Raw genomic sequence first — 22,942 nt, 5'->3', positions numbered from 1 at the left:
CGTGGTGGTGGTCCCGGCGGGACTCGAACCCGCGACAACCCGATTAATAGTCGAAGTAACCTTCGCCTGCGCACCGGACACCCTGGCATGGGACGCCCTCCCGAGATCTGGATTGCCCGAGGTGGGTTTCAAGGATGTGAAGTAACCCCGGGGCGTCGCACCGGGAGGTGCGTGAGGTCAAAGATACGGAGCGGCCGCAAGGCTCTCAACGGATTAACGACCATCCCCATTGGACACGCGCGGCGGGCGGGTCTCGGCGATCAGCGCCAGCAGCGCCCGGCTGACCGGCGTCTGCGCGAGCTGCGGGTGGTCGTGCACGGCCCGCGGGAGCAGCGGCGTGAGACGCGCGGCGCCGGTGTGGAACTTCGACCACGGGGCCACGAACATCGCCTCCCCGACGGTCAGTTCCAGCCCGCTCGGCGTCACCGCGACCGGCCCGAACTCGGCCCTCCCCCGCGCGGCGAGCGCGGTCCTGGCCCGGGCGAGGACGACGGGGGCCGCCGCGGCCTCGATAGCCGCGACGAGCGACCGACGGTCGGTGAACGGTCCTATGGGGACGGTGACCGGACGGCCCGCGATGTCGTGGCCCATGACCTGGTAACCCTCGTAATACACGGTCTCGGTCCAGCAGACCCCGGCGTCGGCGCGATGTCCACGCCGTCGCGGGACGGTGAGGGTCAGGTCGACGCCGGTCCAGCGCAGCACGACGGGGTCGGCGAACTCCGAGAGCACGAGCAGGCCCCCGGCGCAGACCGCGACGCGGCGCCGCCCGACCGGTTCGGCGATCTCCGAGAAGTGCGCGTGGCCGTAGACGAGGACGGTGGTCGCCGCCATGATCGCCACCGCGAGACCGGGATCGCGCAGCGCGCAGCCGAGAACCGCCGCACCGGCCAGGACGGCCGTGTAGCGGGCCCAGGGTGTCCAGACCCGCAGGTGCTCGCGGTGGACGCGGCCGACCGCGCCTAAACCGTGGAGCCTGGCGAGCGCGCGGGCCCGGCTGCGCGTGGACATACCGACGACGATAGCCCGCGCAGCGTGTTGGAGCCCCTACGCGCCGCGAACGACCGCGGCGACGGTGTCGGCGATGGCGTGCGCGCGTTCGGCGGTGTCGGCCTCGACCATGACGCGCACGAGCGGCTCGGTGCCCGAGGGGCGCAGGAGAATGCGGCCGCCGTCGCCGAGGACGCCGTTCTGCTCGTCGAGGACGCTCAGCACGGCCTGCGAGTCCACGATCGCCTTGTCGGCGACGGGGACGTTGAGCAGGACCTGCGGGAGGCGGCGGACGACGGCGGCGAGTTCGCCGATGGGCTGGCCGGACTCGATGACCGAGGCCGCCAGGTGCAGGGCCGTCAGGGTGCCGTCGCCGGTGGTGGCGTAGGCGGGCATGACGACGTGGCCGCTCTGCTCGCCGCCGAGGGAGAGCTTCTTGGCGCGCAGCGCTTCGAGCACGTAGCGGTCGCCGACGGCGGTGGTGACCAGGTTGATGCCGGCGTCGCGCATCGCGTGATGCAGGCCGAGGTTGCTCATGACGGTGGCGACGAGGGTGTCGTCGGCGAGGCCGCCGGACTTGCGCAGGTGCAGCGCGAGGATGGCCATGATGGCGTCGCCGTCGACCTCGGAGCCGTCGGCGGCCACGGCGAGGCAGCGGTCGGCGTCACCGTCGAGGGCGAAGCCGAGGTCGGCGCCGAGGGCCATGACGGTCTCGCGCAGCGACTCCATGTGAGTGGAGCCGCAGTTCTCGTTGATGTTGAGGCCGTCGGGCGCGGCGTGGATCGCGGTGACCTCGGCGCCCAGGCGGCGCAGGGCCTCGGGCGCGACCTCGGTCGCGGCGCCGTTGGCGCAGTCGACGACCACGCGCAGGCCGGCCAGGTCGACGGCGATGGTCCCGACGAGGTGCCGGATGTAGCGCTCGGTGCCGTCCTCCAGGTCGCGGACGCGGCCGATGGCGCCCCCGACGGGACGCGGCCACTCGGTGGCGAGCTCGGCTTCGAGCTCGTCCTCGACCTCGTCGGAGAGCTTGTGGCCGCCGGCGGCGAAGAATTTGATGCCGTTGTCGGGCATGGGGTTGTGGCTGGCCGAGAGCATGACGCCCAGGTCGGCGCCGATCTCGTCGACGAGGTGCGCCACGGCGGGGCTGGGGAGGATCCCGACGCGCAGGACGTCGGCGCCGGCGCTGAGCAGGCCGGCGATCGTCGCGGCCTCCAGCATCTCACCGCTGGCGCGCGAGTCGCGGCCGATGATCGCGACGGGCTTGCGTCCCTCGACGGTCCCGGCGTCGCAGAGGACGTGGACCGCGGCCTCGGCGAGCGAGGTCGCCAGTTGCGGGCTCAGCTTCTCGTTGGCCAGTCCGCGTACGCCGTCCGTGCCGAACAACCGCGCCATGTCAGTCCTCCCACCGAAACCTTGGTAAACCTGTCGGTAAATACACGCCGAAGCCGCCGGGTACGCCGCATGCGTGCCCGGCGGCTTCGAAACGCCAGGATCTGATTACCGCTTCGAGAACTGCGGCGCCTTGCGGGCCTTCTTGAGGCCGTACTTCTTGCGCTCGGTGGCACGCGCGTCACGCGTGAGGAATCCGGCCTTCTTCAGCTCGGGGCGCGAGTCGGGGTCGATCTCGATGAGCGCCCGGGCGATGGCCAGACGCAGCGCGCCGGCCTGACCGGTGATGCCGCCACCGTGCAGGTTGGCGAAGATGTCGAAGGTCTCCACGCGGTCGATGGTGACCAGCGGCTCCTTGACGATCTGCTGGCTGACCTTGCTGGGGAAGTACTCCTCCAGCGTGCGGCCGTTGAGGAGGAACTTGCCGGTGCCGGGCTTGAGCCGGGCACGGACGATCGCCTTCTTACGGCGGCCGACGGTCTGCACCGGCTTGTCCATGCGAGGCACGTACGGCGCGGGCACCTCGGCGGCGGCGGGCACGGCAGGTACGTCGGCCACAGCCGGAACGGCCGGGACCTCGGGGGTGATGTCGTCGGTCGCCTCGGGGGCGGTCGTCGTCTCCGTCATGGGTTTCTTCACGCTTCCTTAGCCGCGCCTACTGCGCGATCTGGTTGATCTCGAACGGCTGCGGCTGCTGGGCGTCGTGCGGGTGCTCGGCACCGGCGTACACCTTCAGCTTGGTGAGCTGCTGGGCGCCCAGCTTGTTGTGCGGGAGCATGCCCTTGACGGCAAGCGTCACCGCACGCTCGGGCTTCTTGTCGAGCAGCTCGGAGTACTTGGTCCTCTTCAGACCACCCGGGTAGCCGGAGTGCCGGTAGGCGATCTTCTGGTCACGCTTGTTACCGGTCAGCGCCACCTTGCCGGCGTTGACGATGATCACGAAGTCACCGGTGTCCATGTGCGGCGCGAACGTCGGCTTGTGCTTGCCGCGCAGAAGCGTGGCAACGTGGGTGGCGAGACGGCCGAGCACAACGTCGGTCGCGTCGATGACATGCCACTCGCGAGTGATGTCACCCGGCTTCGGGCTGTACGTAGGCACAGGTCTACCTTGCTCTCATCGTCGGTGTGTGGGCGCGCGAGACCGCGCCGATCGCCCGAGCGTACCTGAACTGGGTGCACACACTTACAGGTGGCACCCGGCCGCTCGCACAACAGTCCGCGAGTCTACCCCGCTCGGGTTCCCAGCCGGAAACCGGGGTCACGGGCACGCTCGTATCCAGGGCAAGTGTATCCGGGCCCCGACGGGGGTGCGGCAGCAGGCGGGGTGGTGGGGCTCACGGGGGTGGGCGACGAGGGCCGCTCGCGCAAGTGACGGCGGTCACCGGGCTATCCCGACGGATGGCAGGTGCGCGCTTAGACTCTCGCCTTCGCGGCCGACCCGGTAGGACAGCCCTTGGGGCGTCAGGCCGAGGTCCTTCAGCGCGCCGACGGCCAAGTGGGCGGCCAGTTCGGCGTCGGCTCCGGGCTCGGCGGCGAAGGAGGCCGATCCCTCGGGTGTGGTGACCCAGTCGAAGGTGTCGTCGGTGAGCGCGGTGATCCACTCGCCGCTGGGCGGGGTCCAGCCGAGGGCGGTCAGCGCCTCGACGCGCTCGGGCCAGGGGTCGGCGGGCACCTCCAGGCGCAGGCCCCGCTCGCCGAACTTGAAGTAGCAGGTCGCCGGCTCCTCGTCAGGCTCACTCACCCGTCCGTGAACCGAGAGGGTCACGGGGAGTTCGCCCAGGGCTGGCAGGTCGGAGATGAGACCGGCGACGGTGGTGCCAAGCCGCCGGGCGAGCTCGTCCCAGTCGTCGACGGGCCGGTCGCCGGGGAGGAACTGGTCGCCGTCGGATATGCACCACAGGTAGGGGCAGGCGTCGGGGTCGTGAGCGAAGGTGCGCAGTTCGGTCATCTCGAAGCGCTCGGTGGGCAGGAGGTCGATCGAGCGGGCGTCGAGGCGGATGGTCGTGTCCTCCGAGCGCCAGCGCAGCCAGGGGCCGGGGCCGCCGCGCAGGGTGGGGCGGCCGAGCACTTCCTGGACAAGGCTCCAGGCGGCCCGGAGGTCCGTGCCGTCCGGGATGGGGACGCTGAGGACGGGGCCGTCGTCGAGGTCGGTACCGAGACCGGCTCGGCCGCCGGGAAGGTCGGTGCGCAGCAGCCCGGCGTCTTCGACGTCGATGCTCCAGCCGAGTTCGGCGAGCACGCGGTCGACGTCGGAGCGGGTCCAGTCACCGATGTCAAGGGAGTCGAGACGCCGGACGAGCCGGGGCAACCAATTGTCCACTGTGGAATTCACTGCGCCACCCTAGCTTCGCCGGCAGGCGTGGGGCGTAGAGGTTCGTCGCGACGTTGTCGACCGCCGCCTCCTCCGGAGTGGCGACGCTCAAGGGATTGCCATCGGCGGTGTTCACCCGCAATCGGCGCTGTCAACCGCTTCCGCTCTGACCGGCGAGACCACGCAGCATCCGCACCGCCGGACACGGCCACGGCACCGTGTCGTGCGACGTGGCGATGCTCGCCACCCGCGAGCAGTGGGCACAGCACGCTCCGGTGTGCCCATCGGGGCCATGCGGCCCGTCGTGCTCCGTCCGCGTCCTCGTGTGGCCGCTCGGAGGGCCGGTCACCGCCCGATCCGTTCCAGCGCGTTGTCGGCCGCCGCGTAGTCCGGACACGGCCATTCCCTCCCGCACGACCGGCACTCGGTTCCCCACGGCCGCGCCCGATGCGTCAGTAGTTGCCTGGCCCACTCGTATGCCGTCGGTTGCCTCGGATTCGCCACGATCCCCACCTTCGACGTGTCGTGCATGGGGGACGGTCCCCGCCCGGAACATGGCCGGGGGAGGCGCGGTCGACGAACGGGGACCGTCCCTGTACCGGTCGCCGAGGACCATCCTGGCGCGCGAGCCCACCCACGCGCTGTCCTCCACTTGCGTGACGGCGCCGGTACACGCAGGACGCTACGGGCGGTGCGACCGTTGGCCTAGCCGTCATCTCGCGAGACACGCCGCCCCATCCTGAAGCCCCAGGATGGGGCGGCGCCGAGAGGTGTCACCTGCCCCGAAAGCCGTCCCGGGTACGGCATTCTGAGCCGATGGCCGGACCGAACCTGACGCGTAGGCAGCTGGGCCGACGACTGCGAAACCTGCGGGAGCAGTCGGGAAAACGAGCCGCCGACGTCGAGTACGCACAGATCATGTCCCCGTCGAAGCTGTACCGGCTTGAGGCCGGGCAGAACTCGTCCGTGTCGTGGCCGGAGGTGATGGCACTCGCCCAGCTCTATCGTGCGGACAAGGATTTGGAGCGGGAACTGATCCGGATGGCCAAGGCGACCCTTGAAGCCGGATGGTGGGAGGAATTCCAGGTACCGAAGTGGTTCCAGCTTTTCGTCGAGCTGGAACAGATCGCGTCGGCGATCTACGTCTACGAAGTCGAATTCGTGACCGGTCTGCTCCAGACAGAGGCGTACATGCGGGCCCTGTACGCGGTCAACCAACGGCTGGGCACCGACGCGAAGAACACGCTGGTCGCCTCTCGGCTCCTGCGGCAGCGCGAGTTCTGGGCCCGAACGCCTCCACCCCGGTTGGAAGTCGTCATGAGCGAAGGAGCCGTACGGCGCGCCATCGGGGGACCTCATGTCCACGCTGAACAGCGACAGGCACTGATAGACGCGGCCGGCCGGCCGCACGTCAGCCTGTACGTCATCCCCGATGCGGTAGGCGCTCATCCCACCATCGGGCGGCCGTTCATGCTCATGGAATTCCCCGACGACCTGGACCCGTCCGTGGTCTACTCGGAGGCCGCCAACGGCGCGAAATATGACGACTCACCTGCTGAGTTCGATCACCACCGCGATACGTTCGAGGCGACCCGAGACATGGCGACCGCACTTGAGGAGTTCCACCATGAAGCCTTCCCCGTGGCGCAAGTCGAGCCGCAGCGGGAACAACGGCGGGGCGTGCGTTGAGGCGCGCACCCACGTCGGACAGTTCCACGTCCGAGACAGCAAGCTAGGCGACACGTCCCCCATCTTGAGCGTGGACGCCGCCCAGTGGCGCGGGTTCCTGGCCGCCGTCACCAAATAACCTCCGACAACCCGCCCCCGACCCGCCGCCCTTCAGGCCGCAGGCCGGGGGCGTCGCCGTCCCCCCGTCGCCGTCGCCGTCCCCATCCCCGCCCCGCGCCTCAGTCCACCACCGGCAGGTACACGCGCCCGCCCGCCGCCGTGAACTCCTCCGACTTCGCCTTCATCCCCGCCTCCACGTCCTCGCTCGTCAGGCGCATCTCCTCCATCTTGGAGCCGAACTCCGACTTGATGTTCTGACTGATCGCCATCGAGCAGAACTTCGGCCCGCACATCGAGCAGAAGTGCGCCGTCTTCGCCGGCTCGGCCGGCAGCGTCTCGTCGTGGTATTCGCGGGCGGTGTCGGGGTCCAGCGAGAGGTTGAACTGGTCCTCCCAGCGGAACTCGAACCTGGCCTTCGACAGCGCGTCGTCCCAGGCCTGCGCGGTGGGGTGGCCCTTGGCGAGGTCGGCGGCGTGGGCGGCGATCTTGTAGGCGATCACGCCGGCCTTCACGTCGTCGCGGTTGGGCAGCCCCAGGTGCTCCTTCGGCGTGACGTAACACAGCATCGCCGTACCGAACATGCCGATCATCGCCGCGCCGATCGCCGAGGTGATGTGGTCGTAGGCGGGCGCGATATCGGTCGTGAGCGGCCCCAGCGTGTAGAACGGCGCCTCGGCGCAGATCTCCTTCTGCAGGTCCACGTTCTCCTTGATCTTGTGCATCGGGACGTGCCCGGGCCCCTCGATCATCACCTGCACGTCGTACCGCCACGCGATCTGCGTCAGCTCCCCCAGAGTGCGCAGCTCGGCGAACTGGGCCTCGTCGTTGGCGTCGGCGATGCTCCCCGGCCGCAGCCCGTCACCCAGCGAGAAGGCGATGTCGTAGCGCGCGAAGATCTCGCACAGCTCCTCGAAGTGCGTGTACAGGAAGCTCTCGGTGTGGTGCGCCAGGCACCAGGCGGCCATGATCGACCCGCCGCGCGAGACGATCCCGGTGACGCGGTCGGCCGCCAGCGGGACATGCCGCAGCAGCACCCCGGCGTGCACGGTCATGTAGTCGACGCCCTGCTCGGCCTGCTCGATCACGGTGTCCCGGAAGACCTCCCAGGCCAGCTTCACCGGATCGCCGTTGACCTTCTCCAGCGCCTGGTACAGCGGCACGGTGCCGATCGGGACCGGCGAGTTGCGGATGATGTGCTCGCGGGTGGCGTGGATGTGCTTGCCCGTCGAGAGGTCCATGACCGTGTCGGCGCCCCACTTGGTGGCCCACTCCAGCTTCTCGACCTCGTCGGCGATCGAGTCCGACACCGCCGAGGTGCCGATGTTGGCGTTGATCTTCACCAGGAAGCGCTCACCGATCAGCATCGGCTCCGACTCGGGATGGTTGACGTTGCTGGGCAGGATCGCCCGGCCCGCGGCGATCTCCTCGCGCACGATCTGCGGGTCGAGGCCCTCGCGGATCGCGGCGAACTCCATCTCCGGCGTGACGATGCCGTTGCGGGCGTAGTGGAGCTGCGTGACGCGCTCCCCGGGGCCGCGCTCGTCGATCCACGCCTGCCGGAGCCTCGGCAGGCCCTCCTCGGGCACCGAGCCGGGCCCGGAGGTGTCGTAGAGGCGCACGGGGTCGTCACCACCGGACACGTGAACCTCGGCGAAGGGGACGCGAATGTCGGGACGGGAGCCCTCGACGTAGACCTTCTGTCGCATGTGGACACTCCAAAGTGGTCGATGCGGGCCCGCGCGGCCGTGCGGCCGGGCGGAGGATCAGGGGCGCCAGAAGTGGTCGACGGGGCCGCTTCCGCGGCCCAGACGCCACCGGGCGCCCGACGCCAGGGCGCCGGTGATGTACGACTTCGCCTCGCGCAGCGCCGTTTCGAGCCCGAGGCCCCCGGCGAGCCCGGCGGCGACGGCCGCCGAGAAGGTGCAGCCGGTGCCGTGGGAGTTGCGCGTGTCGACGCGTTCGGCGTCGAGGTACCACACACGCCGCCCGTCGCTGACGGTGTCGACGGAGCGCTCGCCCTCGGCGTGGCCGCCTTTGAGGACGACGGTGGTGCCCGCCGCCAGGGCCAGCGCCGTGGCGTCCTCGGCGCCGAGGACCCGCGACTCGGGGATGTTCGGCGTCAGCAGGACCGCGTAGGGGGTGAGCAGGCGCAGGTAGTCGGCCGGATCGCCGTCGTAGAGGAGATCCCCGCTGGTCGCCACGACGACCGGGTCGACCACGAGGTTCGGCAGGCGGCCGGCGCGGGCGAAGTCGGCGACGACGGCCAGGATCGCCGGGTCACCGAGCATGCCGGTCTTGACCGCGCGCACGTCCAGGTCGCAGAGCACCGCGTCGAGCTGCGCGGCGACGAAGTCGGCGGGCACGGCGTGCACTCCCTTGACGCCGACGGTGTTCTGCGCCGTGAGCGCGGTGATGACGCTGGCGCCGAAGACGCCGTGGGCGGCGAAGGTCTTCAGATCCGCCTGGATCCCCGCCCCGCCACCGGAGTCGGAGCCGGCGATGGTCAGCACAACCGGTGGTGTGGTCATGTCGAGGTCCCTTTCTCCCCCGTGGAGGGGATGTGGAGTACTCCGGCGGGTGACGGCGGCGGCGCGAGCCGCGAGGGAGCGTGAACGGGTCCGGTGCGAACTCGGGAGGGCCCATGCAGACCACGACAGACCGGCCGACGGCCGGAAGACTCCGCACCGCTTGGAGGGCCGCCAACGCGCCGGTGGCGGGCGTCCCGCGTTGGGCCGCCGTGACCGCGCACCTGGTACCGCTGCTCGTGCTGCCCTCGGGGATCTGGCGGATCGTGACGGTGACCTTCAACGTCGGCGGCGGCGCCGGGAAGGGCTCGGGCGAGGTGCCCGCGTGGCTCCCGATCGAGCTCTACGTCGTCCTGCTGTCGGTGTTGTCCGAGCTGCTGGCGTTCAGCGCCGTGGGCCTGGTCGCGCGCTGGGGCGAGGTCTTTCCCCGCTGGACACCGGGTCTGGCCGGACGCCGAGTGCCGCCGGCGCTCGTGATCATCGTGGCGTCGGCGGGAGCCGCGATCCTCACCGTCGTGTGGACGGTCGGCGCTGTCGCCGTAGGGCGCGGCACGACCGTTCAGGGCGACCCTCTTCCGGCCGACTTCCCGCTGCGGACCGACACCTGGGACGGCCTGCTCGCCATCGGCGCCTACGCGCCCTTGTACGCCTGGGGACCGGCGCTGGCCGTGCTCACCGTCCACTACGCCCGCCGCCGCCTCAACCGAGCGCATCGAGCAGCTCCGCGACGAGCGCGCCCGGATCTTCCGCGCGCATGACCGAACCCATGACCGCGACCCCGTGGGCGCCCGCCTCGCGGCATTCCCGCACCCGCTCGGGTCCGGTGATGCCGCACAGCGCGTACACCGGCACCGCCGTACGGCCACAAAGGACGGACAGGCCGACGGGGCCGAGCGCGGGGCCGTAGCCGGGTTTGGAGTCGGAGACGTAGACCGGCGAGACCGTGGCGTAGGCGGCGCCCTCGGCTTCGGCGGCGGCCAGTTCGCCGGGGCTGTGGCAGGAGCGGCCGACGAGCACGCCGGAGGCGTCGAGGGGCCGGGCGCGGGCGGCGAGGTGCCACCCGTGCGCGGGGACGCCCTCGGGGGCCTCGCCGGACACTCCGAGCAGCAGAGTTCCGCCCACTTCGGACAGTCGCTGGTGCAACCGCCCGGCGAGTTCGGCTCGGCGTTTCGGCGCCATCGCGTGTTCGCGCAGGACGATCGCGCGGGCGCCGGCGGCGATCGCGGCGTCCAGGACCTCCCACAGTGGATGGACGGCCTGCGTGGCGTCGGTGACGACGAGCAGCCTCGGCGGCGGCCTCACAGCTCCCCCATCCCTTCGAAGGCCGTCGACGCCTCGGCGTGGTGGCGGCGCGGGATACGGCCCGCCAGGTACGCCAGGCGCCCGGCGTGGACGGCGTGTCGCATGGCCTCGGCCATCACGGCGGGGTCGGCGGCGCGGGTGATCGCCGAGGCGGCCAGCACCGCCGAGCAGCCCAGCTCCATCGCCAGCGCGGCATCGGAGGCCGTGCCGATACCGGCGTCGAGGACGACCGGAACCGTCGCCGCCTCGGTGATCAGCGCGATGTTGTGCGGGTTGCGAATGCCCAGGCCGGTGCCGATCGGCGAACCCAGCGGCATGACGACCGCGCAGCCGGCGTCGGCGAGGCGCCGAGCGAGGATCGGGTCGTCGTTGGTGTAGGGCCACACGGTGAACCCGTCGGCGACCAGCTTCTCGGCGGCCGCGAGCAGTTCGACCGCGTCGGGCAGGAGCGTGCGCTCGTCGCCGATGACCTCCAGCTTCACCCAGTCGGTGCCGAAGGCCTCGCGGGCGAGGTGGGCGGTGCGGATCGCCTGCGCGGCGGTGAAACAGCCCGCGGTGTTCGGCAGCAGCCGTACCCCGCAGCGGTCCACGACGTCGAGGATCGAGCCGGTGGCGGTCGGGTCGACCCGGCGCAGCGCGACGGTGACCAGACCCGTTCCACTGGCCCGGATCGCGGCCTCGGCGGCGGCGTGACTCGGCGCCCCGCCGGTCCCGAGGATCAGGCGCGACGGCAGGGTCACGCCGTCGACGGTGAAGGCGTCGGCCATGTCAGCCTCCCTGGCTGGCGACGAGGATCTCGACGCGGTCGGCCTCGCTCAGCCGGCGCGACCAGTCGGCTCGAGGCACGACCTCGCCGTTGAGGGCGACGGCGATTCCCCTTGCCGCCGATGAGGTCTGGCGCACGACGTCGGCGACGGTGGAGCCGGCCGCGACCTCGCGGTCACCGCCGTTGACTGTGACGTTCACTGGGAAACCTCCTGGGGTCGAAGGGGATCAGCGCCTCCGGGGTCCGTCCGGTGGCGAGCAGTTCGGCGATGAGTTCACCGGTGACGGGGGCGAGCAGGATGCCGTTGCGGTAGTGGCCGGTGGCGGCGATGACGCGCGGATCGCTCGTCGGGCCCAGCAGCGGTGCGTTGTCGAGGGTTCCGGGGCGCAGGCCGACGGTGTACTCGCGCAGTTCGTACTCGGCGAGTTCGGGGAGGACGGCGATGGCGTCGCGGAGGAGTTCGTAGGTGTCGCCGGCGCGCGGGGTGAGGTCGAAGCCGCGTTCGGCGCTGGTGGCGCCGACGACGACCTCCCCGTCGGCGCGGGGAAGCACGTAGACGGACTGGCCGGCGACGGTGGCGCGGATGACGAGGCCGAGTTCGGCGGGCCCGCGCAGGCGCAGGATCTGGCCCTGCACGGGCCGCACGGCGGCGCCGAGGAGCGGGCCGGAGTGCGTCCCGGCGGCGATGACCACGCGCTCGGCGTCCACTGTGGCTGGATCTTCGACGTGACGCGGGACGAGCCGGGCACCCGCCGCGACGGCGGCGTCGAGGAGGGCTGCGTACAGGCGTCGCGGGTCGACCTGGTGGTCGCCGGGGGTGTGGACGGCGCCGCTGATCCTGGGCGACAGCAGGGGTTCGAGGCGGCGGGCCGCGGTGGGCGTGAGCCGTTCGGCGCTCAGGCCGAGCCGGTGGTGGAAGGCGTGCTGCCGGTCGAGTTCGGCGCGGTCGCCGGCGTCGAGGCCGACGAGGAGCGTGCCGGACTCGCGGTAGCCGAGGTCGACGCCGAGTTCGGCCGCGAAGTCCGGCCACCGGCTCCGGGACTCCAGGGACAGGGCGAGCAGTGGCTCCTCGCCGAAGTGCGCCTCGCTGACCGGGGCGAGCATTCCGGCGGCCACAGTGGATGCTCCCGAGCCCGGCGAGGCGTCGTGGACCTCGACGGACATTCCTCTTTGCGCGCAGCGCCAGGCGATCGTGAGTCCGATGGTGCCCGCGCCGACGATGCCGACGTCGGTCATCGGGCGACTCCGGCGGGGTTGGCGGACAGCGTGTTCAGGAACGAGCGGGTGGCGCGCTGGGGGTCGGCGGTCCGGCTGATAGCGCCGATGACGGCGACGCCGTGGGCGCCGGCGGTGATCAGGGCGGGGACGCGTTCGGGTGTGATGCCGCCGATGGCGACGACCGGGATGTCCACGGCGGCGGCCACCGCGCGGATGCCGGCCGCGCCGAGCGGGTCGGGCAGGCCGTCCTTTGTGGAGCTCTGGTGGACCGGGCCGACGCCGAGGTAGGTCGCGCCGGCGCGCTGGGCGGCCCGGGCGGCGTCGGCGTCGCGGCAGGTGCCGCCGAGGATCGCGCCCGGGCTCAGGACGCGGCGGGCCGCGTCGACCGGCAGGTCGTCGGCTCCGACATGGGCGCCGTGCGCACCGACCGCGAGGGCGACGTGCAGCAGGTCGTTGACCAGGCAGGTCGCGCCGTAGCGGGCGCACAGGTCGGCGACGTGGAGGGCGAGATCGTAGGCGGCGCGGTCGGTCGCGTCCTCGGCGGCGCGGACCTGGATCAGCGGCGCCCCCGCCGACAGGGCGGCGCGGACCACGGCGATCGTGTCCACCCCTGGGGCGGTGTCGGTGATGACGTGCAGTCGCGGAAACGCGTGTGGGTAGGCCACGGCAAGGCTCCTCCCTGCGCCGGCATGATCCGGATCAGGTTCGACGGTCTGGGGCTACGAAGCCCCACTCTCAGCCCGGTGCACCGGACTCCCGTGGGTTACTTGCGGCCACCGTACGACACCGGAAAGCAACAAGCAAGGGGAGCTGCGTCACTCGCGAGATCGGCGCGGTCCCGCTACCGTCGTGCGATGGAGACCATCGAAGCGCTCGTCGACGAACACCTGCTGCGCTTCTCCGACGGCATTTTCGAACTCTTCAGCCGCCGCTCCTTCGACAGCACGCGCATTCCCGTTCAGTGGCTCGCCGTCACCGTCGGCGAACCCAAACGCGGCCAGATCCGCATCAACTTCACCCGCGACGGGCAGGCCGGGAGCGCGCTCTACCGCAGCCTTCCGGAGAAACTCGCGCGCGCCGGCAGCAGCTACCTCATCCCCGAGGGCTCCGAGCCCGGCTACCGCGAGTTCTTCACCCGCGTGGCGGCCGCGACCGGCCGCACCGTCACTCCGTGACGGTCAGGACGTAGTCGACGGCCGTGCTGAAACCGGGCGCCTCGCCCCGGATCGCCAAGGTGTGCTCGCCCGGCGACAACGGCTCGATCCGCGCCCACAGACCGCATCCGGCGCCGTCGATCCCCGACAGGTCGCGGGTGAGCGGGTTGCCCATCACGCCGCTGCCGACGTTGATCTGAGCGCCGTCGATCTGGTCGAGCACGAGCTCCTCGCCGTCGAGGGCGACCGAGCCGCTGAGCTGCCCCTGGACCTCGACGCAGCCCAGCACCGCCACCGGGCCCTCCTCGAAGACGGCGCCCGACGGGACCAGGATGTTCACCGCCGGAACGACGATCGGCCGGCCGGCGGGGATCTGGCAGGTCCGCGTGACCGTCCCGCCGGTCTCGCCGAAGGTCCCGGCGAGAAACCACAGGTCGTCGGGCTGCGCCTCGGCGCAGAACTCGCCGGTGGTGTCGGTGACCGGATGGCGGTGCACGGGCGCCGACATCACCCAGCTCCACCACTCGTTCTGCAGGGCCGTCGGCTTTTCCTCACTGAGGTCGCGGGCACCGCCGCAGGCGGTCGCGACCAGCGCGACGACCGCCACAGCGGCCGCCGCGCGAAGGCTGCGGATTAAGGGCACGGGGCCACTATCGCACGTCCCACACCGGCTCGTCGGTCTCCGTGACCTCGCCGTCGGCTCCAAAGAGGACGAAGCGATCGAAGCCGCGCGTGAACCACCGGTCGTGGGTCACCGCGATGACCGTCCCCTCGAAACCGGACAGCCCTTCCTCAAGGGCCTCGGCCGAGGCGAGGTCGAGGTTGTCGGTCGGCTCGTCGAGCAGGAGCAGCGTCGCGCCCGACAACTCCAGCAGCAGCACCAGGAAACGCGCCTGCTGCCCACCGCTGAGGCTCTCCCACACCTGCTCCGACGAGGGCGCCAGCTCGTAGCGCGACAGCTTGTTCATCGCCGAGGAGCGCTCAAGGCTCCGCCGGTGCTCGTCGCCCCTCCACAGGATCTCCCGCAGCGTCTTGCCCATCAGCTCCGGCCGGTCGTGCGTCTGGGAGAAGTGGCCCGGCATGACCCGGGCGCCCAGTCGCGCCGATCCGTTGTGCAGCACCGGTTCCAGCCGCCTGCCGTCGACCGGCCCGCCGCCCTCGCTGCCGCCGCGCGCGAGCAGCCGCAGGAAGTGCGACTTGCCCGTCCCGTTGGCGCCGAGGACCGCGACGCGGTCGCCGTACCAGACCTCCAGGTCGAAGGGGAAGGTCAGGTTCTCCAACTCCAGCTGCTCGCACATGACCGCGCGCTTGCCGGTCCGGCCACCGCTGAGGGACATCTTGATGTCCTGGTCGCGCGGGGGCGTCGGCGGCGGGCCGATCGCCACGAACTTCGCCAGGCGCGTCTCGGCGGCGCGCAGCCGCGAGGCCATGTCGGAGTTGTAGGCGGCCTTCTGGCGGTACATGACCACCAGGTCCTTGAGCTTCTGGTGCTCCTCGTCCCAGCGGCGGCGCAGCTCCTCGAAGCGCTCGTGCCGCGCCACGCGGGCCTCGTGCCAGGTCGCGAAACCCCCGCCGTGCACCCACACGTCGCCCGACTCCAGGGTGACGATGCGCTGCGCGGTGTTGGCCAGCAGCTCCCGGTCGTGGGAGACGTAGAGGATCGTCTTCTCCGACTCGTTGATGCGCTCCTCCAGCCAGCGCTTGGCCGGCACGTCGAGGAAGTTGTCCGGCTCGTCGAGGAGGAGGACCTCCTCGGGGCCGCGCAGGAGGAGTTCGAGGGCGAAGCGCTTCTGCTCGCCGCCCGACAGGGTCCGCACGACCCGTTCGCGCGTCTCGTCCCACGGCTTGCCGAGAATGAGGATGGAGACGGTGTCGCACAGGACCTCGAAGTCGTAGCCGCCCGCGTCGCCCCACGCCGTCAGCGCGTCGGCGTAGGCGACCTGGGCCTTCTCGGCCGCCGCGCTGTACTTGCCGCGCTTCTCGGCCGCCGACACCGCCGCCTCGGTACGGGCCAGGCGCTCACCCAGCTCGCGCAGCCGCGGCGGGGCCAGCGACAGGGCGAGGTCCGACAGCAGCCGGTCGTCGTGGACCAGGAGCTGCCGCATGACGCCCAGCCCGCCACCGCGGGTGATGGCGCCGTCGTCGGGGGCGATGTCACCGGCGATCATGCGCACGAGAGTCGTCTTGCCCGTCCCGTTGGCGCCGATCAACGCGACCTTGGCGCCCTCGCCGACACGGAAGGAGACCTCGGAGAAGAGCACGCGGCCGTCCGGGAGGGTGCGGCTGACGGCCGCGACGTCGATGTATCCCACGCTGGGAGTGTGACGGGTCGCGGGCCCGGTGGCCAGGGGTTTTGGGGGCGAGGCGGATCAGGGCACGGCCGGGTCGAGGCGCACGAGCACGAGCCAGGTGTGGGGTGCGCGGTCGTCGGTTGCCACCCGCACCGACCAGCGGCCCGAGGGGACGGGGACCGTTGCCTGAGCGGGCAGATCGCCGAAGGTGTCGCGGGTAGCGAGCTCGGGGCCGGCGTAGACGGAGTCCATGAGGACGGCGGGGCCGTCGGTGGCCCACATCCCGCAGTCCTGCCAGGTGGCGGTGGGGTCGGCCAGGACCTCGGCGGCCCGGGCGAACAGGTCCGTCTCGGAGTCGGCGGCGATCCAGCGCAGGAACGCGCGGTGCTCGGGCAGGTAGCAGGTCATCGCGGGTTCGTCGCCGAGCACCAGGCCCTCCCCGTCACCGACGGGGATGGCCGCCGCGTACTCGTCGACGGCGCAGGCGCGTTCGTAGTCGTCGTCGGCGTCCGCCGGCTCGTCCTCGGCCGCGCTGCCCCGCCAGTCCGGCAACAGCGTCGCGGGGAGCACGATGAGCGGCCCGCCGAGCGAATCCACCCAGATCGGCGACGGCATCGGTTCGGTCACGCCGACAGTGTGCCGCCCCCGTCGCACCCATCGTGTTCCATGTCGCCGTGAACATCCACGACGTTCTCCCCCACCTCCCCGAGCCCGGCGTCCTGCGCGCACGGGGCCGGGCGATGGCGATGCTCGACGCGATCTTCACCGAGGACTTCCGCCTGCACTTCCACGAGGAGGGCCCGCGCGGCGGTCACGCCATGGCGAGCATGGACAACGGCTCCGGCGACCTCTACCGCGTCGTGTTCGACACCCCCGGGGTGTTCCTCTACGCCTTCGACCACGAGTCGCCGGTCAGCCCCTGGCGCACGTCCCCACGCGCGCACTGGCCAGGGCTGCTCGACGGCGCCGAACTGCTCGCCGACCTCATCGCCCCCGACCCGGCCGCCGTCTACGCCGAGCACATCGCCCAGGAGTACTTCGAACGCCCGACCCGGCCCGAGGAGGTCGCCTGGGCCTTCACCGGCGAGCCCCCCACCCCGCAGCGTGTGGCGGCGCTCAACCCCGAGCGGGCGTGGCGGGACGTGGTGGGCGACGCGCGGGACATCGGATACTCGATCTCTTGGTCGGCGGCGAACGAAACCGCCTGAAAGGAATGGGATCGGGCGCAGCCCCGCCTTCGGTGCCGGCGCACGGGTGACCGAAGCCCCCCGGTCCCCATCGTGTTCCATGTCCGCGTGAGCATCCACGACGTACTCCCTCACCTCCCCGAGCCCGAGGCCCTGCGCTCGCGTCTGCGGGCGATGGCCGTCCTCGACGCCGCCTTCAACCCGACCTACCCGCGGCACCTGTACTGGCCGCGGTGGCGGCCCGGCGTCGCGATGGCGTCGATGGACAACGGCGGCGGCGACTCCTACGGTGTCGTCTTCGATCCGGCGGGGGTGCTGCTCTTCGGCTTCGACCACGAGTCCGAGGTGTCGCCGTGGCGCGACGACGACCACGAGCACTGGCCGGGGCTGCTCGACGGGCTCCCGGCGGCGCTGGCGACGTACCCGGCCGACGAGGAGTTGCTGTTCGAGGACTTCTTCGACGCCACGGCCGTGGCGTGGTGGACCGCCGACGGTGGCTGGGCGTGCGGGCCCGTCACCTTCGGCGACGAGGACGACGGGGCCGGGTGGCTGTTCGGGCTGGCGACGGCCACCGACGCACCGCGCGCCTACGCGGACTGGGCGGGCGGCTACTTCGGCCGGAAAGTGGATCCGCGCAACGTGGCGTGGGCCTTCGCGGGCGAGCCGATGACGCGTGCCGACGTCGACGACCTCGGCGGCGACTGGGAGAAGGCCTCGGCCGAGGCCGCGCGGATGGGCTACCCGGTGAAGGACTGAGGGCCTCCACCGGGCGACCCGCGATCACTACTTCTCCCGCAGTGTCCGCAGCCTGGCCTGGTACTCCTCGTCGGCGATCTCGCCCTTCGCGTAGCGGTCGCGCAGGGTGGCCTCGGCCGACTGGCGTCCGCCCCAGTGCGCGCGGCGGCGCCGGCCGAAGATGACGCCGAGGGTGACGATCACGGCGATCCAGAACAGCGGGAACAGCAGGAACCAGGGTCCGCCTCCCCCGTGGTGCCAGCCGTAGCCGTCGTGCAGTCCGCTCGCGAGAATCGTCTCGGTGATCATGATGGGCTCCGTTTCGGTTCGTTGCCTCGCCTGTCACTCAAGGCTCTGCCGAAACGGCCTTCCGCGCGTCGTACGGCGGGCGGCTTCGCGCCTACCGCGTGCGGCGTAGGGGGTTCCCCTCAGCCCAGCCAGCCGGGCCGGACCAGGCCCGACTCGTAGGCGAGCACCACCAGCTGCGCCCGGTCGCGGGCCCGCAGCTTGATCATGGCGCGGCTGACGTGCGTCTTGGCCGTCGCGGGGCTCACGTAGAGCTTCTTGGCGATGTCCTCGTTGGACAGTCCGGCGGCGACGAGGCCGACGATCTCGCGTTCGCGCTCGGTGAGCCGGTCCATCTCCCCCGTCGCGACGGGCTCCTTGGCGCGGGCGGCGAACTCCGACACCAGCCGGCGCGTCACTCCCGGCGACAGCAGGGCGTCGCCCCGGGCGACGACGCGGACGGCGTGCAGCAGCTCGACGGGTTCGGTGTCCTTGACGAGGAAGCCGCTGGCGCCGACGCGCAGCGCCTCGAAGACGTACTCGTCGAGGTCGAAGGTGGTCAGGATGATCACCCTGACCTCCGACAGGCGCGGGTCGGCGGCGATCTGGGCGGTCGCGGCCAGCCCGTCGGTGCCGGGCATGCGGATGTCCATCAGGACCACGTCGGGCTTGAGGTCCTTGACCAGCCGGACGGCCTCGGCGCCGTCGGCGGCCTCGCCCACCACGCAGATCCCCTCGGCGGAGTCGAGCAGGGCGCGGAAACCGGCCCGCAGGAGGGCCTGGTCGTCGGCGAGAAGTACGCGGATGTCCTCTGTGGGGCCCATGGGGCGATTGTGCCAGGCGCGCCTAGCCGGGCAGCTCGGCGCGCACGACGAAGCCGCCACCGGGCGCCGGGCCAGCCGTGCAGGTGCCGCCCAGAGCACCTGCGCGTTCGCGCATGCCGCTGAGGCCGTTGCCGGGGACGGGTACCCCGCCGTGGCCGTCGTCGGCGATCTCGACGCGCACGGAGTCCTCGCCGTAGGCGAGCGTGACGGTCGCGGTGGTGGCGCCGGAGTGGCGCAGCACGTTGGTCAGCGACTCCTGCACGATCCGCAGCGCCGCGAGCTCCCCGGCGACGCCGATCTCGCGCGGCTCTCCCTCGACGCGGTAGTCGACGTCGAGGCCGGCCGAGCGGACGCTGTCGACGATCGCGGGCAGCTCCGACAGCCCGGCGGTCGGCGCGCGGGGCGCCTCGTCACCGGGATTGCGCAGGGCGTCGAGGGCGGCGCGGAGTTCGCCGAGGGCCTCCTTGCTGGCCGACTTGATCGCCGCGAGCGCCGTGCGGGTCTGCTCGGGCCGCTCGTCGACGAGGTGCAGCGCGACGCCGGCCTGCACGTTGATGAGCGAGATGTGGTGGGCGAGCACGTCGTGGAGTTCCTGGGCGATGCGCAGGCGTTCGGCGCCGGCCCGCTGCTCGGCCTCGGCGATCTTGGCGCGGCGGCGGTCGGCGTTGCGCTGGACGCGGACGGTCCGGCCCCACAGGAGCAGCGCGACGATGACCGAGAGGAAGACCGGGCCGGGGGCGTAGCCGAGCGAGTAGTACGTCGCGGCGGCGGCGACGGCGACACCGACGACCGTGCGGGGGTAGCGCGCGGCGAACAGCAGCGCGACCGGCCCGGCGAGGATCAGGACCTTCGAGAACCAGTTCTGCGGGGTGGCGTCGGCGCGTCCCCAGTAGGCCGCGCCGGCGGTGCCGACGAGCTGGATGAAGGCGACCGGGACGGCCACCAGGACCCAGGGCACGCGGAAGGCGTGGCTGTCCCAGCGGCCCGGATCGTCGGGTCGGGGGCCTGGCCGCCGCGCCCAGGGCGGACCGAATCGTGGTCCGTTCCGCTTCCGGGGCCGGTCGGCTGCTCCCGTCCGGGTACGGTCCGTAAGATCGCTGTGCTCGTCAGGTTGCACTCGTTCACGGTATGCGTCGCCGCTGGTCGGTGGCATTGGCCGGGGGGAGTGCGGTCATGTACGACGGCGGGAGTAGGAGAACCCGTCGACGACCTTGAGGGAGAACGTTGACAATCCTGTACAGGGTGCTGCAAGTGACCGCGGCACCCACGATCCGGCTCGTCTGGCGCCCGAAGTTCACCGGACAGGAGCACATCCCGCGTAAGGGGCCGGTGCTCATCGTCGCCAACCACCTCTCCGCCGCCGACCACTACTTCCTCGGGCTGATCACGGCCCGGCACATCGCCACCATGGCCAAGATCGAGTACTTCGCGCAGCCGGGCATCAAGGGCAAGCTGATCGGGGCGGTGTTCAACGGCCTCGGCCAGGTCCCCGTCGACCGCTCCGGCGGCCGGGCCGCGCTCGACGGCCTGGGCGCCTCGGAGCAGATCCTGCGGGAGAACCGGGTGCTCGCGGTGTTCCCGGAGGGCACCCGCTCCCCCGACGGCCGCCTCTACAAGGGCAAGACGGGCGCGGCGCGGCTCGCGCTGGCCACCGGCGCGACCGTCCTGCCGGCGGGCATCCGCGGCACCCAGGACGTGCAGACCGAGGGCACGCTGCTGCCGAAGATGGCGAAGGTCCGCATCGACATCGGCAAGCCGCTCGACTTCAGCGACCGCCTCACCGACACCCCCGACCGGGTGACGTTGCGGGAGGTGACCGACGAGATCATGCGCTCCATCCAGGCGCTGTCGGGCCAGGAGTACGTCGACATGTTCGCCGCGCGCGCCAAGCGCGAGCTGGCCGAGAAGAACAAGCAGGCCGAAGAGGAGGCCTGAGGCTCTACTTGCGACGGATACCCGTCACGTCCCTACCGGCCGGCCCGCACCTCACCTAGCCTCACTCCCGCGCGACAACCGTCGGGGAGGGGGAAGCCGTGAGACTGCTGGTCACCGGACACGAGGGATACGTCGGGGCGGTCCTGGTCCCCATGCTGCGGGAGGCCGGGCACGAGGTGACGGGCCTCGACCTCGGCTGGTTCGGCGACTGCGGCTTCCCGCCGCGCCCGCACGAGCGGGCCGCGGCGGAGGTCCCGGCGCTGCGGGTCGACATCCGCGACGTCACCTACGAGCACTGCGCGGGCTTCGACGCGGTCTTGCACCTGGCCGCGCTGAGCAACGATCCGCTGGGGAACCTCAATCCGTCGGTGACCTACGACATCAACTACCACGCGGCGGTGCGGCTGGCGCGGGCGGCGAAGACGGCGGGGGTGCCGCGCTTCCTGTTCTCGTCGACCTGCGCGATGTACGGGGCCGGTTCTGACGACTGGATCGACGAGCGGGTGTCCTTCGCGCCGGTGACGCCCTACGGGGAGTCGAAGGTGCTCGCCGAGCGGCGGATCGCCTCGCTGGCCGACGCCGACTTCTCGCCGGTGTTCCTGCGGCACACGACCGCCTACGGGGTCTCCCCCATGCTGCGCGGGGACCTGCTGATCAACAACCTGGTGGCCTTCGCGGTCACCACCGGGCACGTGGTCCTGCAAGGGGACGCCGACTCCTGGCGGCCGCTGGTGCACGTCGCCGACATAGCCCGTTCGTACCTCGCGGTGCTGTCGACCGGTCGGGATGTGTGGCACGGACGGGCATATCACGTGGGCCGCAGCGATGAGAACCATCGCATCGCCGACCTCGTTCACCTGGTGTGTGACGAAGTACCCGGCGCGAAGATCGAGTTCGACGACGGCCCTCACCAGGACTCCCGTTCCTACCGTGTCGACTGCGCCCGGATCAGCCGCGAGATCCCTTTGTTCCAGCCGCGTTGGACCGTCGCGGAGGGGGTCAAGGAGCTGGCCGCCGCCTACCAGGCCGAGGGCCTTCGACTCGCCGACTTCGAGGACCGTTATCTGCGCATTCGCCGCATTCGACGGCTTGTGGCCGGCGGCGTACTGGACTTGCGGCTTCGCCCGGCGGGGGAAATGCCGTAGCCTGACTCGGGTTCAGATGTCCGAAACGCGTTCACCTTAGGACCGACCCCCACCTAAGGAATCCCCCGCCATGCACAAGAAGCTCCAGCTGCTCTCCGACCTCGCCTGGGTGGTGTTCTCCTGGGCTCCCCAGCAGGTCTGGAAGCGGCTGCCGCTGCGGGCGGCGGCGCTCGGGACCCTGGTGATCGTGCTCGGGCTGACCCTGGCGCTGCGTTCCAGCGACGTCCCCGCCCACGGCGAGGGCGCCGGCACTCCGGACGCGTCGAACTCCTCGGCCCCGTCCGAGCAGCCGCCTCCCCCTCCCCCGGACGAGTCCGCGAAAGTCATCGACACGGAGGCGCTCACCGCGCAGATCGAGCAGTACCTCGCCGGGCAGAGCGGACTGCACTGCTCGGTCTACGTGCGCGTCGGCGAGGAGAGCTTCGACTTCGACGCCGCCCGCACCTACGACACCGCCAGCATCGTCAAGGTGGACATCCTCGCCACCCTGCTGCTCCAGCGCGAGCAGGACGGCGGCGAACTCAGCGCCCGCCAGCGCACACTGGCCGCGAAGATGATCACCGCCTCGGACAACAAGGCGACCAACGAGCTCTACGGCGACATCGACGGACCCAACGGGCTCAAGAAGGCCAACAAGGCCTTCGGGATGACCGACACCTCGGCCGGATGGGACTGGGGGACGGTCAAGACCACCGCCCGCGACCAGGTGGCACTGTGGCGCGCGGTGATGAGCGAGGGCGTGCTGTCGGCCGGTTCGGTGGCCTACCTGCGAGAACTGACCGGTTCGGTGGTCGACTGGCAGGCGTGGGGCGTTTCGGCGGCCGCGGGCGCGGGCGACGCGGTGATGCTCAAGAACGGCTGGGACACCCGCACGAGCATCGGCGGGCGCTGGGTGGTCAACTCCGTGGGGCTCATCGAGCGGGCCGACGGCCGCGCCGTTTACATGGCGATCCTCACCGACAACCACACCGACTACGACGCCGCGGTGGACGTCGTCGAAGGACTCGCGGCGCTGGTGGGCGCGCAGCTTCAGGTGTAACGCCGACACCGCCATCCTCTCCACGGACAACCGCCAAACCATCCCTGATCGGGTTGAA

The 22,942-nt window shown here is 71.4% G+C and carries 27 protein-coding genes and 1 riboswitch; of the genes, 9 read left to right on the top strand and 18 right to left on the bottom strand.

What is annotated here, in order from left to right:
• Positions 1-213: 213 nt before the first annotated feature.
• From AB0I28_RS07925 to AB0I28_RS07905, 5 genes are all read right to left on the bottom strand, one after another.
• Positions 214-1,011, bottom strand: a complete 798-nt coding sequence (locus tag AB0I28_RS07925; RefSeq protein WP_357490742.1) for a hypothetical protein — start codon at positions 1,009-1,011, stop codon at positions 214-216.
• Positions 1,012-1,047: 36 nt separating this feature from the next.
• Positions 1,048-2,382 carry a phosphoglucosamine mutase gene (gene glmM / locus AB0I28_RS07920; protein WP_357490740.1) on the bottom strand — a complete coding sequence of 445 codons (1,335 nt, stop codon included), beginning with the start codon at positions 2,380-2,382 and terminating at the stop codon, positions 1,048-1,050.
• Positions 2,383-2,487: 105 nt separating this feature from the next.
• Positions 2,488-3,006: a 30S ribosomal protein S9 gene (gene rpsI, locus AB0I28_RS07915; RefSeq protein ID WP_357490738.1), complete on the bottom strand. Its 519-nt coding sequence runs from the start codon at positions 3,004-3,006 to the stop codon at positions 2,488-2,490.
• 28 nt (positions 3,007-3,034) lie between these two features.
• The gene (gene rplM / locus AB0I28_RS07910) at positions 3,035-3,478 is read right to left on the bottom strand and encodes a 50S ribosomal protein L13 (protein WP_357490736.1); all 444 of its coding nucleotides are present in this window, start codon (positions 3,476-3,478) and stop codon (positions 3,035-3,037) included.
• Between the two features lie 279 nt (positions 3,479-3,757).
• Positions 3,758-4,699 (bottom strand): hypothetical protein, encoded by a 942-nt coding sequence (locus AB0I28_RS07905; RefSeq protein ID WP_357490734.1) that lies wholly within the window; start codon positions 4,697-4,699, stop codon positions 3,758-3,760.
• 807 nt (positions 4,700-5,506) lie between these two features.
• Here AB0I28_RS07905 and AB0I28_RS07900 point away from each other — a divergent pair.
• Positions 5,507-6,379, top strand: coding sequence for a helix-turn-helix transcriptional regulator (locus AB0I28_RS07900; protein WP_357490732.1), 873 nt, complete (start codon positions 5,507-5,509; stop codon positions 6,377-6,379).
• A complete protein-coding gene (locus tag AB0I28_RS07895) occupies positions 6,318-6,497 on the top strand; it encodes a DUF397 domain-containing protein (RefSeq protein ID WP_357490730.1) in 180 nt (59 codons plus the stop codon). The genes AB0I28_RS07900 and AB0I28_RS07895 overlap by 62 nt, the downstream gene beginning before the upstream one ends.
• A gap of 100 nt (positions 6,498-6,597) precedes the next feature.
• Here the strand turns inward: AB0I28_RS07895 and thiC are convergent, their stop codons facing one another.
• Together thiC and thiD are read right to left on the bottom strand one after the other, a co-directional pair.
• Positions 6,598-8,184 (bottom strand): phosphomethylpyrimidine synthase ThiC, encoded by a 1,587-nt coding sequence (gene thiC, locus AB0I28_RS07890; protein ID WP_357490728.1) that lies wholly within the window; start codon positions 8,182-8,184, stop codon positions 6,598-6,600.
• Between the two features lie 57 nt (positions 8,185-8,241).
• Positions 8,242-9,006 carry a bifunctional hydroxymethylpyrimidine kinase/phosphomethylpyrimidine kinase gene (gene thiD / locus AB0I28_RS07885; protein ID WP_357490726.1) on the bottom strand — a complete coding sequence of 255 codons (765 nt, stop codon included), beginning with the start codon at positions 9,004-9,006 and terminating at the stop codon, positions 8,242-8,244.
• Positions 9,007-9,119: 113 nt separating this feature from the next.
• On the opposite strand from thiD, the gene AB0I28_RS07880 reads away from it, so the two are divergent.
• Complete coding sequence (locus tag AB0I28_RS07880) at positions 9,120-9,761, top strand: hypothetical protein (RefSeq protein ID WP_357490724.1); 642 nt, start codon at positions 9,120-9,122, stop codon at positions 9,759-9,761.
• Here AB0I28_RS07880 and AB0I28_RS07875 read toward each other — a convergent pair.
• From AB0I28_RS07875 to thiE, 5 genes are read right to left on the bottom strand one after another with little or no spacing between them, the layout of a single operon-like run.
• Positions 9,703-10,305, bottom strand: coding sequence for a thiamine phosphate synthase (locus AB0I28_RS07875; protein ID WP_357490722.1), 603 nt, complete (start codon positions 10,303-10,305; stop codon positions 9,703-9,705). The genes AB0I28_RS07880 and AB0I28_RS07875 overlap by 59 nt on opposite strands.
• Positions 10,302-11,072 (bottom strand): thiazole synthase, encoded by a 771-nt coding sequence (locus AB0I28_RS07870; RefSeq protein ID WP_357490720.1) that lies wholly within the window; start codon positions 11,070-11,072, stop codon positions 10,302-10,304. The genes AB0I28_RS07875 and AB0I28_RS07870 overlap by 4 nt, the downstream gene beginning before the upstream one ends.
• A 1-nt stretch (position 11,073) precedes the next feature.
• Positions 11,074-11,271, bottom strand: a complete 198-nt coding sequence (gene thiS / locus AB0I28_RS07865) for a sulfur carrier protein ThiS (protein WP_357490718.1) — start codon at positions 11,269-11,271, stop codon at positions 11,074-11,076.
• Positions 11,246-12,307: a glycine oxidase ThiO gene (gene thiO / locus AB0I28_RS07860; protein WP_357490717.1), complete on the bottom strand. Its 1,062-nt coding sequence runs from the start codon at positions 12,305-12,307 to the stop codon at positions 11,246-11,248. The genes thiS and thiO overlap by 26 nt, the downstream gene beginning before the upstream one ends.
• Positions 12,304-12,927: a thiamine phosphate synthase gene (thiE, locus tag AB0I28_RS07855; protein WP_357490870.1), complete on the bottom strand. Its 624-nt coding sequence runs from the start codon at positions 12,925-12,927 to the stop codon at positions 12,304-12,306. The genes thiO and thiE overlap by 4 nt, the downstream gene beginning before the upstream one ends.
• Before the next feature lie 21 nt (positions 12,928-12,948).
• Positions 12,949-13,059, bottom strand: a riboswitch (TPP riboswitch).
• Between the two features lie 84 nt (positions 13,060-13,143).
• Between thiE and AB0I28_RS07850 the strand changes: the two genes are divergently transcribed.
• Positions 13,144-13,464, top strand: coding sequence for a hypothetical protein (locus AB0I28_RS07850; protein WP_357490715.1), 321 nt, complete (start codon positions 13,144-13,146; stop codon positions 13,462-13,464).
• Here the strand turns inward: AB0I28_RS07850 and AB0I28_RS07845 are convergent.
• From AB0I28_RS07845 to AB0I28_RS07835, 3 genes are read right to left on the bottom strand one after another with little or no spacing between them, the layout of a single operon-like run.
• The gene (locus AB0I28_RS07845) at positions 13,454-14,086 is read right to left on the bottom strand and encodes a hypothetical protein (protein ID WP_357490714.1); all 633 of its coding nucleotides are present in this window, start codon (positions 14,084-14,086) and stop codon (positions 13,454-13,456) included. The genes AB0I28_RS07850 and AB0I28_RS07845 overlap by 11 nt on opposite strands.
• Positions 14,087-14,093: 7 nt before the next feature.
• Positions 14,094-15,755 (bottom strand): ATP-binding cassette domain-containing protein, encoded by a 1,662-nt coding sequence (locus AB0I28_RS07840; protein ID WP_357490712.1) that lies wholly within the window; start codon positions 15,753-15,755, stop codon positions 14,094-14,096.
• A 57-nt stretch (positions 15,756-15,812) separates the two neighbouring features.
• Positions 15,813-16,361 (bottom strand): Imm21 family immunity protein, encoded by a 549-nt coding sequence (locus AB0I28_RS07835; RefSeq protein WP_357490711.1) that lies wholly within the window; start codon positions 16,359-16,361, stop codon positions 15,813-15,815.
• A gap of 47 nt (positions 16,362-16,408) precedes the next feature.
• Between AB0I28_RS07835 and AB0I28_RS07830 the strand changes: the two genes are divergently transcribed.
• Positions 16,409-16,942, top strand: coding sequence for a hypothetical protein (locus AB0I28_RS07830; RefSeq protein WP_357490709.1), 534 nt, complete (start codon positions 16,409-16,411; stop codon positions 16,940-16,942).
• An 87-nt stretch (positions 16,943-17,029) separates the two neighbouring features.
• Positions 17,030-17,677: a hypothetical protein gene (locus tag AB0I28_RS07825; protein WP_357490707.1), complete on the top strand. Its 648-nt coding sequence runs from the start codon at positions 17,030-17,032 to the stop codon at positions 17,675-17,677.
• A gap of 27 nt (positions 17,678-17,704) precedes the next feature.
• On the opposite strand, the gene AB0I28_RS07820 is transcribed toward AB0I28_RS07825, so the two are convergent.
• The 3 genes from AB0I28_RS07820 to AB0I28_RS07810 form a co-directional block, all read right to left on the bottom strand.
• Positions 17,705-17,965, bottom strand: coding sequence for an SHOCT domain-containing protein (locus AB0I28_RS07820; protein ID WP_357490705.1), 261 nt, complete (start codon positions 17,963-17,965; stop codon positions 17,705-17,707).
• A gap of 119 nt (positions 17,966-18,084) precedes the next feature.
• Positions 18,085-18,765 carry a response regulator transcription factor gene (locus AB0I28_RS07815; protein ID WP_357490703.1) on the bottom strand — a complete coding sequence of 227 codons (681 nt, stop codon included), beginning with the start codon at positions 18,763-18,765 and terminating at the stop codon, positions 18,085-18,087.
• Positions 18,766-18,787: 22 nt separating this feature from the next.
• Positions 18,788-19,723, bottom strand: a complete 936-nt coding sequence (locus AB0I28_RS07810) for a sensor histidine kinase (RefSeq protein ID WP_357490701.1) — start codon at positions 19,721-19,723, stop codon at positions 18,788-18,790.
• Positions 19,724-20,016: 293 nt separating this feature from the next.
• On the opposite strand from AB0I28_RS07810, the gene AB0I28_RS07805 reads away from it, so the two are divergent.
• The 3 genes from AB0I28_RS07805 (at position 20,017) to AB0I28_RS07795 (ending at position 22,884) form a co-directional block, all read left to right on the top strand.
• Positions 20,017-20,700, top strand: coding sequence for a lysophospholipid acyltransferase family protein (locus tag AB0I28_RS07805; RefSeq protein WP_357490700.1), 684 nt, complete (start codon positions 20,017-20,019; stop codon positions 20,698-20,700).
• Positions 20,701-20,798: 98 nt separating this feature from the next.
• Positions 20,799-21,845 (top strand): NAD-dependent epimerase/dehydratase, encoded by a 1,047-nt coding sequence (locus AB0I28_RS07800; RefSeq protein WP_357490698.1) that lies wholly within the window; start codon positions 20,799-20,801, stop codon positions 21,843-21,845.
• A gap of 70 nt (positions 21,846-21,915) precedes the next feature.
• The gene (locus AB0I28_RS07795; protein WP_357490696.1) at positions 21,916-22,884 is read left to right on the top strand and encodes a serine hydrolase; all 969 of its coding nucleotides are present in this window, start codon (positions 21,916-21,918) and stop codon (positions 22,882-22,884) included.
• The last annotated feature ends 58 nt before the right edge of the window (positions 22,885-22,942 follow it).

It is taken from the genome of Phytomonospora sp. NPDC050363 (assembly GCF_040655735.1).
Taxonomy (GTDB): Bacteria; Actinomycetota; Actinomycetes; order Mycobacteriales; family Micromonosporaceae; genus Phytomonospora.
Note: the sequence above shows the minus strand (reverse complement) of the source record. Positions and strands in the feature narration are given on the sequence as shown.